This is a genomic window from Streptomyces luteireticuli (assembly GCF_041519305.1).
Lineage (GTDB): Bacteria > Actinomycetota > Actinomycetes > Streptomycetales > Streptomycetaceae > Streptomyces > Streptomyces luteireticuli.
The window spans coordinates 4557806-4573012 of record NZ_CP167927.1; the positions used below are offsets into that span (position 1 = coordinate 4557806).

Annotated in this window: 15 protein-coding genes and 1 pseudogene; 13 read left to right on the plus strand and 3 right to left on the minus strand. The window is 68.3% G+C overall.

Annotated elements, in window-relative coordinates:
* Positions 1–23: 23 nt before the first annotated feature.
* From recR to AB8735_RS20315, 6 genes are all read left to right on the plus strand, one after another.
* Complete coding sequence (gene recR, locus AB8735_RS20290; RefSeq protein WP_344019029.1) at positions 24–623, plus strand: recombination mediator RecR; 600 nt, start codon at positions 24–26, stop codon at positions 621–623.
* Positions 616–1272, plus strand: a complete 657-nt coding sequence (locus tag AB8735_RS20295) for a DUF5063 domain-containing protein (protein WP_344019027.1) — start codon at positions 616–618, stop codon at positions 1270–1272. The genes recR and AB8735_RS20295 overlap by 8 nt, the downstream gene beginning before the upstream one ends.
* Positions 1273–1553: 281 nt before the next feature.
* Positions 1554–2825 (plus strand): aspartate kinase, encoded by a 1272-nt coding sequence (locus tag AB8735_RS20300; protein ID WP_344019025.1) that lies wholly within the window; start codon positions 1554–1556, stop codon positions 2823–2825.
* A 391-nt stretch (positions 2826–3216) separates the two neighbouring features.
* On the plus strand, positions 3217–3936 hold the full coding sequence (locus AB8735_RS20305; RefSeq protein WP_344019023.1) for a SigE family RNA polymerase sigma factor: 720 nt from the start codon (positions 3217–3219) through the stop codon (positions 3934–3936).
* Positions 3933–5129, plus strand: coding sequence for a hypothetical protein (locus AB8735_RS20310; protein ID WP_372408697.1), 1197 nt, complete (start codon positions 3933–3935; stop codon positions 5127–5129). Before AB8735_RS20305 ends, AB8735_RS20310 begins: the two co-directional genes overlap by 4 nt.
* 166 nt (positions 5130–5295) lie before the next feature.
* Positions 5296–6138 (plus strand): SURF1 family protein, encoded by an 843-nt coding sequence (locus AB8735_RS20315; RefSeq protein ID WP_344019017.1) that lies wholly within the window; start codon positions 5296–5298, stop codon positions 6136–6138.
* On the opposite strand, the gene AB8735_RS20320 is transcribed toward AB8735_RS20315, so the two are convergent.
* The gene (locus tag AB8735_RS20320) at positions 6062–7897 is read right to left on the minus strand and encodes a prolyl oligopeptidase family serine peptidase (RefSeq protein WP_372411880.1); all 1836 of its coding nucleotides are present in this window, start codon (positions 7895–7897) and stop codon (positions 6062–6064) included. The genes AB8735_RS20315 and AB8735_RS20320 overlap by 77 nt on opposite strands.
* On the opposite strand from AB8735_RS20320, the gene AB8735_RS20325 reads away from it, so the two are divergent.
* From AB8735_RS20325 to AB8735_RS20350, 6 genes are all read left to right on the plus strand, one after another.
* The gene (locus tag AB8735_RS20325) at positions 7896–9704 is read left to right on the plus strand and encodes a recombinase family protein (protein ID WP_372408698.1); all 1809 of its coding nucleotides are present in this window, start codon (positions 7896–7898) and stop codon (positions 9702–9704) included. The two genes, AB8735_RS20320 and AB8735_RS20325, sit on opposite strands and share 2 nt — an antisense overlap.
* Before the next feature lie 1162 nt (positions 9705–10866).
* Positions 10867–11700 carry a recombinase family protein gene (locus AB8735_RS20330; protein WP_372408699.1) on the plus strand — a complete coding sequence of 278 codons (834 nt, stop codon included), beginning with the start codon at positions 10867–10869 and terminating at the stop codon, positions 11698–11700.
* Positions 11701–11806: 106 nt separating this feature from the next.
* Positions 11807–12013: a hypothetical protein gene (locus tag AB8735_RS20335; protein ID WP_372408700.1), complete on the plus strand. Its 207-nt coding sequence runs from the start codon at positions 11807–11809 to the stop codon at positions 12011–12013.
* Between the two features lie 4 nt (positions 12014–12017).
* Entirely contained in the window at positions 12018–12551 is a 534-nt protein-coding gene (locus AB8735_RS20340) for a DUF6879 family protein (protein ID WP_372408701.1), read from the plus strand.
* The gene (locus AB8735_RS20345; protein ID WP_372408702.1) at positions 12548–13384 is read left to right on the plus strand and encodes a helix-turn-helix domain-containing protein; all 837 of its coding nucleotides are present in this window, start codon (positions 12548–12550) and stop codon (positions 13382–13384) included. The genes AB8735_RS20340 and AB8735_RS20345 overlap by 4 nt, the downstream gene beginning before the upstream one ends.
* Before the next feature lie 123 nt (positions 13385–13507).
* Complete coding sequence (locus tag AB8735_RS20350; RefSeq protein ID WP_372408703.1) at positions 13508–13699, plus strand: hypothetical protein; 192 nt, start codon at positions 13508–13510, stop codon at positions 13697–13699.
* A gap of 276 nt (positions 13700–13975) precedes the next feature.
* Here AB8735_RS20350 and AB8735_RS20355 read toward each other — a convergent pair.
* A pseudogene (locus AB8735_RS20355) lies at positions 13976–14251 on the minus strand (S9 family peptidase); the annotation flags it as partial.
* Positions 14252–14458: 207 nt separating this feature from the next.
* On the opposite strand from AB8735_RS20355, the gene AB8735_RS20360 reads away from it, so the two are divergent.
* Positions 14459–14635: a hypothetical protein gene (locus AB8735_RS20360; RefSeq protein WP_372408704.1), complete on the plus strand. Its 177-nt coding sequence runs from the start codon at positions 14459–14461 to the stop codon at positions 14633–14635.
* 4 nt (positions 14636–14639) lie between these two features.
* Here the strand turns inward: AB8735_RS20360 and AB8735_RS20365 are convergent, their stop codons facing one another.
* Positions 14640–15131: a MarR family winged helix-turn-helix transcriptional regulator gene (locus AB8735_RS20365; RefSeq protein ID WP_344019012.1), complete on the minus strand. Its 492-nt coding sequence runs from the start codon at positions 15129–15131 to the stop codon at positions 14640–14642.
* Positions 15132–15207 lie beyond the last annotated feature (76 nt).

Here is a 15207-nt window from a genome sequence, read left to right on the forward strand (position 1 = left end):
CATCCCGAAGGAGAACCCGATCCGTGTATGAAGGCGTGGTCCAGGACCTGATCGACGAGCTGGGCAGGCTGCCCGGCATCGGTCCCAAGAGCGCCCAGCGGATCGCCTTCCACGTCCTCCAGGCCGAGCCGGCCGACGTCCGCCGGCTCGCCCAGGCGCTGACCGAGGTCAAGGCCAGGGTCCGGTTCTGCGCCGTCTGCGGCAACGTGGCGCAGGAGGAGCGCTGCCGCGTCTGCCAGGACCCGCGCCGAGACCCCGCCGTCATCTGCGTCGTCGAGGAGCCCAAGGACGTCGTCGCCATCGAGCGGACGCGGGAGTTCCGCGGCCGTTACCACGTGCTCGGCGGGGCCATCAGCCCCATCGAGGGCGTCGGTCCCGACGATCTGCGCATCCGCGAGCTGTTGGCCCGGCTCGCGGACGGCTCGGTCACCGAGCTGATCCTCGCCACCGACCCCAACCTGGAGGGCGAGGCCACGGCCACGTACCTGGCGCGCATGGTGAAGCCGATGGGACTCAAAGTCACCCGGCTCGCCAGCGGGCTCCCTGTGGGCGGAGACTTGGAATATGCCGACGAGGTCACGCTCGGGCGTGCCTTCGAAGGGAGACGACTTCTCGATGTCTGACGCAACGCTCCACGACGCCAAGCGCGATCCCGACGACTTCGCGGTCTCCGTCGCGGACTCGATCGAGAGCTTCATCGTCGCCGTCGCCGAGGTGTCCCGCGGCGATGAGCCCGACAGCGCCGTTCCCTTCCTGCTGCTGGAGATCTCCCAGCTCCTCCTCACCGGCGGCCGCCTCGGCGCCCACGAGGACTTCCTCCCCGACGAGCGCTACGAGCCCGACGTCGGCCCCGAGCCGGACGTCGACGAGCTCCGCGAGCGCTTCGCCGCGCTCCTCGACCCGGTCGACGTCTACTCCGAGGTCTTCGACCCGTACGTGCCGCGCAGCGCCCCCGTCGCCTGCCGGATCTCCGACGACCTCGCCGACGTCGTCACCGATCTGCGGCACGGCATGGCCCACTACCGCGACGGCCGGGTCAGCGAGGCCCTGTGGTGGTGGCAGTTCTCCTACCTCTCCAACTGGGGCCCCACCGCCTCCGCCGCGCTCCGCGCCCTCCAGTCGCTCGTCGCCCATGTCCGCCTCGACCAGCCGCTCGACGAGCTCGACGGCCTCGACACGGACGCGGTCGGCACGGAGGAGCAGCTGGAGGAGGAGGCCGGCCGGGTCATGGCCGCCGAGATCGGCTCGGGGCCGGGGCTGCGGTCCGTCTGAACTGCCGCCCGCCCGCGGCCCGGTGGGCGTGGGCCCGGTTCCGTTCGCTGCCGTGCGGTTCGAATTCCCGGGCCGGGGCCGGACTTCGCCGCCGGCCCCGGACGAGGGCGGTGGAACGAAGAACCACGTCCGTGGGGGACGGGCGCAGGAGAATTTCCCCCCGCGGTGCCTCCGGCCGGTCGAATGCGCCGGAATGTCTCACGATGCGGCTCCGCACAAGCCGAATTCCGCCCCTCGTTAGACTGAACCGACCGCAATACACAGAGCTGCGAGGAGCGCACGTGGGCCTTGTCGTGCAGAAGTACGGAGGCTCCTCCGTTGCCGATGCCGAGGGCATCAAGCGGGTCGCCAAGCGAATCGTGGAAGCCAAGAAGAACGGCCACCAGGTCGTCGTCGTGGTTTCCGCCATGGGCGACACGACGGATGAGCTGATCGACCTCGCCGAGCAGGTATCTCCGATTCCTGCCGGGCGCGAGTTCGACATGCTGCTGACCGCCGGAGAGCGAATCTCCATGGCGCTGCTGGCGATGGCGATCAAAAACCTCGGTCACGAGGCGCAGTCGTTCACCGGCAGCCAGGCCGGGGTCATCACGGACTCGGTCCACAACAAGGCGCGCATCATCGATGTCACGCCGGGCCGCATCCAGCAGTCGGTGGACGCGGGGAACATCGCGATCGTCGCCGGCTTCCAGGGTGTGTCCCAGGACAAGAAGGACATCACGACGCTGGGCCGGGGCGGCTCGGACACCACGGCCGTGGCCCTCGCCGCGGCGCTGGACGCCGAGGTCTGCGAGATCTACACGGACGTGGACGGCGTCTTCACCGCCGACCCCCGCGTGGTGAAGAAGGCCCGCAAGATCGATTGGATCTCGTTCGAGGACATGCTGGAGCTGGCGAGCTCCGGCTCCAAGGTGCTGCTGCACCGCTGCGTCGAGTACGCGCGCCGTTACAACATCCCGATCCATGTGCGGTCGTCCTTCTCGGGGCTCAAGGGCACATGGGTGAGCAACGAGCCTCCAGGAGGTCAGCCGGTGGAGCAGGCGATCATCTCGGGTGTCGCGCACGACACGTCCGAGGCGAAGGTCACGGTCGTGGGCGTGCCCGACAAGCCGGGCGAGGCGGCGACGATCTTCCGGGCCATCGCGGACGCCGAGATCAACATCGACATGGTGGTGCAGAACGTCTCCGCGGCGTCCACCGGGCTGACGGACATCTCCTTCACCCTGCCGAAGACCGAGGGCCGCAAGGCGATCGAGGCGCTGGAGAAGACCAAGGGCGGGGTCGGCTTCGAGTCGCTGCGCTACGACGACCAGATCGCCAAGATCTCGCTGGTCGGCGCGGGCATGAAGACCAACCCGGGCGTCACGGCGACCTTCTTCGAGGCGCTGTCCAACGCGGGCGTGAACATCGAGCTCATCTCGACCTCCGAGATCCGCATCTCGGTCGTCACGCGCGCCGACGACGTGAACGAGGCCGTCCGCGCGGTGCACACCGCCTTCGGCCTGGACAGCGAGAGCGACGAGGCGGTCGTCTACGGCGGCACGGGGCGCTGATCCGCTGCCCCCTCCCGACGTCCCGCACCTCGCCGTCGGACGTTCCAACGGGCGGACACCCGGGGTGAGATGCGGGATTCCGCGCACCGCCCCGGGCCGGCCGGATCGCCGAACTCATGGCGGCCGGGTCGGCGGCTCCGCAATACTGGTGGGCGGTGTGAAGGTTCTGTGATCAAGCCATTGATCCAGGCCCCTTGAACTGCGCGTGGACGCCCTGCGAGTGCGCTCACCGGGTCAGGGCGGTGCGGGGCGTCAGGGGAGGGCTGGTACGCATGAGGGCGTGTGGTGCGCTGTCCGGTGCCACGTCGGCGACGAGGTCCCCCAGGGTGCCCCGGGCGTACAACCCTGATGGGGGGAAGCGTGTCCAACAGGCGTGGCAGAGGTCATCAGCATGGCGACAGTCCCGAGACGTGGCGGCGCCACGACGCGCACGCGTGCTCCGGGCGGTATGCCGGTGATAGCGCCCTGGCCCGCCTCGTCACCGTCGGCTCCCTCCGGTCAGCCGGGCCGTCCGGAGCGGATTCCCGCGCAGAAGACCGGGGAGCAGGCGTCGGTGACGCCGCTGCCGCAGCCGTCGGAGCCGCAGCCGGCCGTCGGCGCTGACGCGACGATGGCCGCGGGGACCACCGTCGACCACCTCACCGAGACCTACCGGGCGCACTACCGGTCGCTGCTCGGCCTCGCCGCGCTGCTCCTGGACGACACGGCCTCCTGCGAGGACGTCGTGCAGGAGGCGTTCATCCGCGTGCACTCCGCGCGCAACCGGGTCCGCGACCCGGAGAAAACCCTGGCCTATCTGCGGCAGACCGTCGTCAACCTGTCCCGCTCCGCGCTGCGCCGCCGCATCCTGGGCCTCAAGCTCCTCTCCAAGCCGATGCCGGACATGGCGAGCGCCGAGGAGGGGGCGTACGAACAGCTGGAGCGAGACCAATTGATCAAGGCGATGCGCGGCCTGCAGCGCCGACAGCGCGAGGTCCTCGTCCTGCGCTACTTCGCCGACATGACCGAGGCCCAGGTGGCCGAGGCGCTGGGCCTGTCCATCGGCTCGGTGAAGGCGTACGGCTCACGGGGGATAGCCGCGCTCCGTGTCGCCATGGAGGCTCCGGCATGAACTCCGGTACGAACCACGACTTTCCGGATGACCCGGGGCGCGCCGAGCCCTTCGGACACTCCGGACCCTCCGCGCTCGACGAGGAGGCGCTGCGCCGGCTGATGCAGGGGGCCGTCGGGGGCCTCCGGCCGTCCGACGGCGCGCTGGACCACCTGCGGCAGGCCGTGCCCGCCCGCCGGACACGGCGGCGCCAGGCACTGGGCGGTGCCGTGGCGGCCGCGGTACTGCTCGGCGTGGCGCTGCCCGCCGTGCTGCACGTCGCCGACGAGATCGGCTCCACCGGCCCCGGCGACCGGCCCGCCAACGCGGCGAGCAGCCACCACCACTCCGAGGGCACGGTCGAGGGCCGGCAGCCCGGGAGCGGCGGCGACGACCACCCGGGCGACCGCTCCCGCGACGGGTCGGCGGCCCGGGGCGACCACCGGGGCGAGCCGTCGGGCGACGGTTCGCGCTCCCCGGCGGGCGAGGCTCCGCAGAGCCCGGGGCGTACGGGCACCACGGCCCGGCCCGAGCCGGGGGCCACCCTGAGCGCGGTGGCACCGGTCTGCTCGCGGACGCAGCTCGGCGAGGGCTCGGGTGTCGTCGGCGCCGCCGACGCGGCCGGCCGGGTCTACGGGGCCTTCCGCATCGTCAACGTCTCCCGCGCCGTCTGCGCCGTGACCGGCCCCGGCGCACTCGTCGCCCAGCCCCCGGGCGGCACCGCCGGGCGGGCGAGGATCTCCGTCGTCGACCACACCTCCGGCGACCCGGCGGCCGGGCTGCCCGACCCCCGGCGCGAGCCCGAGAAGGTCGTGCTGCGCCCGGGCCAGGCGTACGAGGTGAAGTTCGCCTGGGTGCCGGCGGCCGCCAGCACCTCGGGGGCGTGCACCAAGGACACCGGCAGCAGCCCCGCGCCCGGGGTGAGCTCCTCGCCGAGCGCTCCGGCGACGACGGGCTCCCAGGCGTCGGCGGTCCCCACGGGCGGGGCCCCGGAGACACCCGCGCTGGACGGCTCCGGCGGTTCGGCCGGCGGCGGCTCCGGCTCGGGCAGTTCGGGCAGTTCGGGCGGCTCCGGCGGAGCCGCGGGAGGCATCACGCTCACCAACACCCCGGTGGCGGGCGAGCCCGCCGCAGCCGAGGCCCGGATACCGGACGCGTGCGCCGGAACCGTCTACCACACGGGCCCCTTGCCGACGGCCGCGCCAACGGCGTAGGAACCGCCTCGGCGGAGGGGCCGGCGGCGGGGCCGCGGAGGAGCCGGCGGCCGGGCCGCGGAGGGGGCGCGGCCGGTGCCTCGCGATGCCGTCGGTCCGTCCGGGCCGGGCCCGGAACGGGGAGGGCAGGTGCGGCACCGCCGTACGCTCCCCGTACCGTGGGGGTGTGTATCGGTTTCTGCTGACCCCCCGCTGGTGGGTGATCAACGCCTTCGCCGTGCTGGCCATCCCCTTCTGTCTGTTCATGGGCACCTGGCAGCTCGGCCGCTTCGAGACGCGCGTCGACTCCCACCGTGAGCAGCAGGACCAGGCCGACGAGGCCCGCACCGCCGCCGCGGCTCCGCTGAAGGACCTCCTGCCGGTGACCACCGAGACCTCCGGCCGCAAGGCCCGGGTGACCGGACAGTACGACAGCGGACGCCAACTGCTCGTCCCCGACCGGGAACTGGACGGCCGCAACGGCTTCTACGTCCTGACCCCGCTGCGCACGGACGACGGGAAGGCCCTGCCGGTGGTGCGGGGCTGGCTGCCCGGCGACCCCGGCTCCAAGGCCGACACCGCCGGGATCCCCGCCCCGCCCGCCGGCCGGGTCACCGTCGCCGGTGCGCTCCAGTCCTCCGAGAGCCCCACGTCCAAGGGCGTGGGCGCCTCCGGCGGCCTGCCGGCCGGGCAGTTGGGCGTGATCAGCGCGGCATCACTGGTCAACCTCGTGCCGTACGGGGTGTACGACGCGTGGATCACGGCGACGGACGCGGCCCGTCCGCTGACCGTGGTACCCCCCGCCGCCCCGCCCAACAGCGGCCTGGATCTCAAGGCCTTCCAGAACCTCGGCTACACCGGCGAGTGGTTCATCTTCGTCGGCTTCGTGCTCTTCATGTGGTTCCGGCTCTTCCGCCGCGAGGTCGAGGCCTTCCGGGACGCGGAGCTGGGCATCACCCCCGATCCCGGGCCGGGGCCGGACGGCCCAGATGACGCTCGGCAAAAGCGATCTCCAGCCGGAGCTGCTTGATCCGCTCCTCCACGACGAGGGAGCCGTGGCCCGCGTCGTAGCGGTAGACCTCGTGGGGATGGGTGCGCTCCTCCAGGCGCCGTACGTAGTTCTCGATCTGACGGATCGGGCAGCGGGGGTCGTTCATTCCCGCGGAGATGTAGACCGGGGCGCGCACGTCGTCCACGTAGGTCAGCGGGGAGGACGCGGCGAAGCGCTCCGGGACCTCCTCCGGGGTGCCGCCGAGGAGCGTGCGGTCCAGGGCCTTCAGCGCCTCCATCTCGTCGTGGTACGCCGTCACGTAGTCGGCCACGGGGACCGCGGCCAGGCCCAGCGCCCAGGCGTCCGGCTGGGTGCCCAGGCCCAGCAGCGTCAGATAGCCGCCCCAGGAGCCGCCGGCCAGGACGAGGCGCTCCGGGTCGGCGAGGCCGGAGGAGACGGTCCACTCGCGCACGGCCGCGATGTCCTCCAGCTCGATCAGCCCGACGCGGTGCTTGAGCGCGTCCGTCCAGGCCCGCCCGTAGCCCGTCGAGCCGCGGTAGTTGACGCGCACGACCGCGAAGCCGTGGTCCACCCAGGCCGCCGGGCCCGCCGCGAAGGCGTCGCTGTCGTGCCAGGTGGGGCCGCCGTGGATCTCGAAGACGGTCGGGAAGGGGCCCTCGCCCGCCGGCTTCTGCACCAGGGCGTGGACCTTGCCGCCCGGGCCCTCCACCCATATGTCCTCGACCGGGACCGAGTCGGGGGCGTGGCTCACGCCGTCCGCTCCCGCCGGCGGCTCCAGCACCACGTGCCCGGCGGTGGACCGGACGACGGGCGGCTTCTCCGCGGAGGACCACAGGAATTCCACCGTCCCGTCGGGACGGGGCAGGGCGCCCGAGACCGTGCCCGAGGGGGTCTCGAGGCGGGTCAGCGCGCCGTCGGCCAGGTCGTAGCGCCAGAGCTCGCTGCGCGCCTGGTGGCTGTGCTCGACGAGCAGCGCCGAGCCGTCCGGATACCAGTCGGCCTCCAGATCGCCGGGGAGGTCGATGGCGAGCGCGGTCTCCGCGCCGGTGGTCGCGTCCCACAGCATCGGTTCCCAGCGGCCGCGCCGCTGGTGCCCGACGAGCAGCCGGGCGTCGCCCTCGACGGGGGCGAAGCCCATCGCGGACAGGCCGAGCTCCTCGGTGCCGCCCCGGGTGTCGTCCAGCTCGGCGACGGTCGTGCCGTCCGTCCGGACGACGCGGATCGCCGAGTGCATGGCGTCGCCGTGCTCGGTGTGCTCGATGGCGATCAGGGCGCCGTCGTGGGACAGGCCGGCGACCGCGGCCGACTGCTCGTGGCGGTAGATCTCCACGGGCGCGGCGCCGGGGCGCACCAGGTGCACCGAGGAGCCGGCCTTGTCGGTGGACCGGCCGATCACCGCCGTGCCGTCCCGGCCGAGGGCCAAGCCGTCCGGGTAGGACGGGTCGAGGCCGGGCGCCGCCGGCTCGTCGGGGCCGCCGTGGAAGGGCTGGCGCATCCAGACGCCGAACTCGTCCCCGTCGGAACACAAGTCGGGAACGGCTGAGCTGTAGCCGTCCTTGAACCACCAGATCCACTCGCCATCCGGCGTGAGGGTCCCGCCGGTGGTGCCGTTGGGCCGGTCTGTGACCTGTCTCTGCTCACCGGTCTCCCGGTCCCAGGCGTACACCTCGTACGTCCCGGTGGTGTTCGACGTGAACAACGAGCGGTGTGGGGCCTCTTCGGCCCACCGGGGGAGGGAGACGCGAGGCGCGCGGAAGCGCTTCTCCCAATTAGGCATGGACTCCGAATCACTCATGCCCATATCCAACCCCAATACACAGCTCATCAGAAAGCCCCAGGTAGAAGGGATAGGATCACACACCATGACCCAAACGTCTGTTCGAGTGGTCGGCTGTGGCCGACAGTCTGTAACCCGCACCGAGGACGACAATTCGGTGTCCATCGGTACTCAGAAGCGGGATATCCAGTATTGGGCCGACACTCCCGGACAGCAGCGCACCATCATTGGGTGGGCGCTGGACGTCAACACCTCTGGCACCACCAATCCATTTCAGCGCGATCAACTCGGCCCGTGGCTCACTGAGCGCGTACACGAGTGGGATGTGTTGGCGTTCCCTCGCATCGACCGAATATCTCGGAAGGTGCGTTATTTCTCTGAGCTGCTGGACTGGGTGGAGGAGAACAACAAGCACATCGTCACGGTGGACGGCAGCCTGAATACACAGGCGGCCGGAGGTAGCGCGGTGGCAAAGGTGCTGTCGGTCCTGGCCGAAGAAGAGCACCGAAAGATACGTACGAACATCCTGGGCGGGATGAGGACCCTGCGGGAGCTGGGTCGCTTCACCGGAGGCCCGCACCCTTTCGCGCATGTCTCCGTGGACGCTGGGGACGAACACAAGCTTCTGACGCCCGAGCCTCAGTATGCGGAAATCCTCAGGGACATTTCCCAGCGGGTCCGTGAGGGCGAGTCCACGTATGCCATCGCCGACCATTACAACCGAAAGGGAGTGATGGTCTGGTCGGATTACCTCCGCTCTGTACGGGGCAAGCAGGTGAAGGGCATCCTCTGGAAGCCCGCAACAATCGCCCGGATCATCCAGAACCCTATATGTGCGGGATTCCTTACGCACAACGGTGAGATATGGGAGAGTGATGAGGGGGAACCGACGGTCATTGTCGATGACCCGATCCTCACCCTCGGCGAATGGGAGGCCACGGTGCGAGCAATGGAGTCCCGTACTCGGAAGAAGACAGTACGGCGCAGGGATACTGCATGCCTGATAACAGGAATTGCCAGGTGTGGGCATTGTGGCGGCCGGATGGTGTGCCATCACCAGACCAAGACTCTCAAGTCCGGGGAGCAGCGCACGTACAAGGACTACTACTGTACCGCCAAGAATGCGGGCATTAAGTGCCCTTCCACGGCCCGCATGAAGGAACAGGATCTGGAGGCGTTCTTCGCCGACGCCTTTCTGTCACACCTGGGGGAAGCCCCGGAGATGATGAAGGTGGTGGACCCTGGTGAGGACCACACGGCGGAGCTTGAGCAGAAGCGGGAGCGGCTTCAGAAGCTGGAGAGCGACTACGCAGAGGGAAAGTACGATACCGAGGCCAAAGAGGCGTCCTACTGGCGCACGCTCGAAAATCTGACGGTCAAGATTGCCGCGCTAGAGGCTAAGCCTGTGAAGCCGAGGACTGTGTCTTATGCTCCTACGGGGCGCACCTGGGCCGAAAAATGGGAGTCCATGAGCACCCAGGATCGCCGGGAGTTTTTGTCGGAACAAAGCGTTTCAGTCCTGGTGTGGAATCAAGCAATACCGGGCTTCAAAAACGGAGTCATGGTCCATCTGGGGAACCTCCGGGAGCTTGCGATAGCGGCCGGAGTTGACAGCGCAGACCTTCCTGACTGGCAAGAGACGGGGTTGAATATCCCTGCCCACTGGGCAGACCCGGAGATCTTGAGCAGTGAAGATATGCGCAAGGCGCTGGAGAAGACTTACGGAAGCTGTGAGTTGCCTCAGACCTTGAGGGACATCCGGGCTCGAAGGGCTGAGGCTCTCTCGGAGGGTGTAGAGCTCCAGTAGCCGTCCGCGCGCCGGCATGCCAGAAGGGGCCTGAGGGGGCTTGTGAGGCCCCCTTGGGCCCCACTGGTATTTCCCCGGTAGTCCGAGGGCTTGGGGGCCCTGGAGGGACCTCCCTGGGCCTGTGTGCGGCCAAGGGCCCAGACCGTCAGCCTGGGCCCTGTGAGGTTGGGTCCTGCTGAAGCCTCCGGGGCTCAGCATGGACAACACCTAACATAAATTAAAAAGGTGCTTCTTCTGACTGCATGGGCCGTGGAGCGGCCCTGTAGTAGTCATAGTCATTAGGCATAATGCTTACATAGGTATCAATATTAGATTTGGTATCTATCTTAAAGTTCTTGCTTGTATCATCTCTCAGGGGGGCCGTAGGGCCCCCAGAGGATCCTTTAGGTTTTATAGATAGGTTGTGTGTCTCCTGTGACACCCCTCTGTCCGGGAGGGTCAGTCGGTAGATGATCGGCCCGTCGGGCACTTTTCCGGTCGGCGTAAGCCACCCTGCTTTGCGGAGCTTGGCTACAATCTTGTTCACAGTCTTTTCGGGTGTTTGGCCGCTATAGCAAAGGTCCCGGGCTATCGTTCCGTTCGATGGGCGAACGTTCTCCCCGGTTTCGTAGTCTCCGTAGGTGGCCATGGCCACGCCGACAAGCTTGGCCTCCCTGGGCATGTCGGATTGCAATAGTGCCTTCCGCCAAAGGTGCTCCCTTATGGTCCCTCTCCTCTCGGCTGCTGTGACTGGCATCTGAACGGTAGTGAAAGTTGAGCTTCTGTCAAAGTCTTTTCTGATGCAGCCGAGTGGCGTCCCGTGGCAGTTACCTCGTATCGCCAGATGCGTACGTAGCGGGAGTACCGGCCTCGGTGGGCGGTTCCGCCAGGGTGGATCACGCATTACCCCATCTGTCAATGGATGGGTGCTGGAAATTCCATACCCGTACAGGGTGCGGGGAAGGCACCCCCGGTGGGTCCTCGTGAGGGTGTGAGAGGGGATTACCCCCAGGTGCGCAGCCAGGGGTGGGCGCAGAGGGTGTCTCACAATCCATCGTTAGTGAGACGGCGGATCGCTCCCCGGGTGCTGTCCATTTCGCCCCTGCTTTGACGTCTCGAAACCCGTCTCAAAAGATCTGTCGCACCTCTAGGTTTTGAGACTCGTTTATGAGACTGTTTGGTCATGACGACCAAGACCCCGGCCGATCAGGTCGAGCGCCATGTCTGCCCGAAGTGTGAAGCCCCCGCAGGGAGCCCTTGCCGTACGTCTAAGGGCAAGGTGTCGGTGAACTACCACACGGGCCGCTTTGCCCTGGTGGCCGCGCTCAAGGCGGAACTTGCAGTGAAGACCCCGGCCAACCGCAATCCCGGCAAGCCCTGGGTGGTCGGTGAGGCCGTGCCCGAATCGGCGGACGTGGCGCTGGGCGCAGCAATCCGCATCGGGTACGCCCGGTGCTCAACGGTCGGGCAGGAACTCCAGAGCCAGTTGGATGCGCTGGCTGTTGCCTCCTGCACCCGTGTGTTCTCGGAGAAGATCAGCACCCGTGTGAAGGAGCGGCCGGAGCTTGAGAAGGCGCTAACACTGGCCCGGGAGATCAAGACTGCCGCGCCCGGGCAACCGGTCATCTTGACGGTGGTGGAGATGAAGCGCTTGGCCCGTAACGCGGCAGAGCTTATGGCGCTGTCGTCCGCTCTCCAGGCGGACGGCATTCAACTGGAACTCCTGTCCGGCCCGCTCCAGGGCGTGTATGACCCCAACGGCGCCGGGGCCATCGTGTTCGCCGTGCTCGCTGTCGCGGCTGAAGTGGAGCGTGAGGGCATCAGGGAGAAGACCTTGGAGGGGTTGGAGGCTGCCGCTCTGCGAGGTAACCACGGTGGTCGTCCGACCGTCATGGACGCTGACAAGCTTGCCGTTGCCAAGGCGCGGCGGGAGAAGGGTGAGAGCGTCACGGCGATAGCCAAGGCGCTGGGGGTGTCCCGAGCGACCCTGTACCGGGCGCTGGGCGGTGAGTCGTAGTCCGCTGAGCCCTGAGGCAGCACGATGTTTCTCGGTGGTCTGGCTGACAGATCACGAAGGTGCGGGGCATGCTGTGCCGACGCTTCCGAGCAGAAGGGGAACAGCCATGGCACGACGCTTGAGGATGCTTGGCACCACCTCGGATGACAACGACTGCCCGACCCTGTACGAGGACCTGGACACGGGCGAGATCCTTGTGCAGGGCGAGAGGGCGGAAGATGAGGACGTGGCGCAGCTCCGCGCCGTGAAGCCGTCCGAGGGCTTCGTGGTGGTCCCGCGTGAGCTGCTCGTTCGGTTCGCTCCCAAGGAGTAGTCCCGTGCCGGAGCTGGTCAGTACCTCGGTGCTGAACGGGTTGTTCGACACGTTCGAGCACACTGCTTGGCGGCTGGAGACTCAGCGCGCGTACGAGGCCGACACCAAGTCGGATCGGTACAAGCGTTGGGCGCGTGGGGAGGGCTACAGCGCCGTAGGGCGCGAAGCGTTCTTGAATGGCCGTCGCGCTCTTGCCGAGCAGGGTAAGCGTGTTGAGCGTGTGCGGATCGTGGACAACCCGCCGACCGACAACCAGCGGTACTTGCTCGACGGGGCTCAGGTCACCATCGAGGCCGGGGAAGACATCCGGTACTTGTGGCGTGCCGACGCTGAGCGACTGGCATTGCCCATGGCGGACTTCTGGTTGTTCGACTCATGCACCCTGGCCCGCTTCCACCATGAGGACGGCCGGACGCTCGGGCTGGAGCTGATCACCGATCCGGCGGCAGTGGTCGCGGCCTGCCAAGTCCGCGATGCAGCCTGGCATTTCGCTGCCTTGTACGAGGAGTTCGCTGCGCGGGTACCTTCCGCTATGTGAGCACCGATTTCCAACGAGCCCGAGAGGCCCTTGGTGCGCGGCTGCGTGAGCTGCGTACCGAGGGCGGGCTTACTGGCCGACAGTTGGCCGAGCGTTGCGGCTGGGTCCACTCCAAGGTTTCGAAGCTGGAGAACGGCCGTCAGACAGCCGCTCCCGAGGACCTGAACACATGGGCCCGGGCCTGTGGGGCTCCTCGGGAGTCAGAGGACCTACAGCGCCGCTTGCGGGGGCTTGAGACGCATGTGCAGTCCCGCCGCCGGCAGCTCGCCGACGGGCACGCTCCGATACAGGAACAGTCGGTCGTCGAGTACCGGAAGACTCGCGCGGTTCGGGCGTATGAGGCGACCGTGATCCCCGGGTTGTTCCAGACACCTGACTATGCGCGCTCCCTGCTGACGCATAACGCCTCGATTCATCAGACCCCTCGGGATACCGAGGCGGCCGTACGCGCCCGGATGAAGCGCCAAGAGGTGCTGTACGAGCCTGGCAAACAGCACCGGATCCTCTTATGGGAAGCGGCGCTTCACGCCCTGCCCTGCTCCCCTGTGACGCTCGCTGGGCAGCTTGACCGGCTTGCGGGTCTGGTCGGTCTGGACACTGTGTCGCTCGGTCTCATCCCTCTCGGTGTGCCGCTGACGCTGACCCCCAGACATGGCTTCTGGATCTTTGATGAGCGGTTGGTGCGCGTCGAGACGATCAGCACGGAGCTCCGGTTGGACGACCCGTCCGACGTGGCCCTGTACGGGCGTGTCTGGGATCGGTTGAACGATGCGGCGGTCTACGGGGCCGAGGCTCACCGGGTCTTGGCCCGTGCGCGTCGTGTTCTCGGGTGATCCGCGAACCATTGGGGGGGATCACGAACCGACGCGAGAAACAACGAGAAACTTCGCGGGGTTTGGAAGCGACACAGTCCTAGCGTGGGCGCCCTTCCGACTACGCGAGAGGACGGCGAGACGGTGACCACCAAGACGAGCATCTACCGGGACGAGTACATGACCTACGCCCCAGAGGGCGAGACATGCCCGGTGTGCAAGACGGCGATTGGGCAGCTTCAGCCCGCGCGGCGGGGCACTGAGGAACGCGCGTCGGCGGCTCCCGTGGTCGTCTACTGGCACGCCGCGTGCGTGCGGAAGGCGGCGGACAAGTGACCGTGCGCGCCATCTACCGGTACATGCCGCACACGATCAAGCGTGCGCCGGAGGGCGGGATCGTCTTCGAGGCGTTCTGCACCGCAGTGGGGTGCGGTGAGGACTCCGGCCCGCAGGACGAGCAGGATGCTGCGCAACTCTGGGCGTTGCGTCACGCCGCTCGTACAGGCCATGACCTCTTCCGCCGTGTCATGACCGACCATGCGAGGGTCACCCGGACTGAGTGGTCTGGGTCTGTCAGAGGGTGTTCTTGAGTCTCGACTAGTGACATAATCGGTCACCGTCCGTGTCCGAGAACCACCAGATCCATTCGCCGTCCGGCGTCAGTACCCCGCCCGTGGTGCCGTTGGGCCGGTCCGTGACCTGACGCCGTCCGCCGGTGGCGCGGTCCCACGCGTACACCTCGAACGTGCCGGTCGCGTTCGAGGTGAACAGCGAGCGGTCCGGTGCGTCCTCCGCCCATCTGGGCAGCCCCACGCGGGGCGCCCGGAAGCGCTTCTCCCAATCGGGCATGAACCCGTCGCCCCGCAGGGGCTCGTTGCTCTCAGTCATGCCCCCATTCTGCGCCGAACCGCCGACATCCAGACCGGCCGCGGCCCAGTCTGTGGACGACCGGCCGTCTGTGGACAACTCCATGCCTCTGTCGGGTGGTTGTCCGGCGCCGTGCTGACGGAAGACCGGCGGACCGGGCCCCGCTGTCAGTGGCACGGGTCATAGTCGGGGCATGTACGAGACGCCGGACGACATGACCGCATCACCGTGCACGGCAGGGTGGTCGAGGTGACACCCGCGCAGGACCCGGCCCTGGAGTCCTTCCTGGCCGGGCTGCATGGACGGGAGCTGTGGGAGACCCGGCTCAAGGACGTGGCATGGGCGCGGATCGACCCGGAGAAGATGTCCACGTTCCACAACCCAGGGGTGGGGGTGGGTGGTTAGGCGTTCAGCAAGGGCGACACGCCCCGCACAGATTGGCCTCCAGCAGTTCCAGCAGTCGCGCCAGCTCGGCGCGGTCGTGATCGCCCAGCCCGGCCAGGGTGACGTCCTCCAGCTCCTGCCACACCTCCGCGACCTCGCCCCGCAGCGCCTGGCCCTGCTCCGTGGCCTCCACCACGACCGCGCGCCGGTCGGTGGGGTCGGGTTGCCGGCGGACGAGTCCCGCCTGTTCCAGGCGCTGCACCATGCGGGTCACCGTCGAGGGGTCGAGGCCGCCCGTCAGCTTGATCAACTCGGTCTGGCGCTGCGGGCCGTGTTCCCACAGGGCCATCATCAGCAGTTCCTGCCCCGGGTAGAGGCCCAGGCGGCGCAGCAGCTGCCCCGCCGTGATCCGGTGGAGCTTGGCGACGCGGGCGATGGCGTGGCTGACCTCGCCGCACGTGCCGGATTCCGTGGTCGTGGTCGCTTCGTTCGGGCACTGGTACTCGGCGCCGGGCATGAGGGCCTCCTGGTTCGTCAGCTCTGGGACGCATCTCCCCGCTTCGACGGGAGTCCGGGAAATCTTCCCTCCTCCC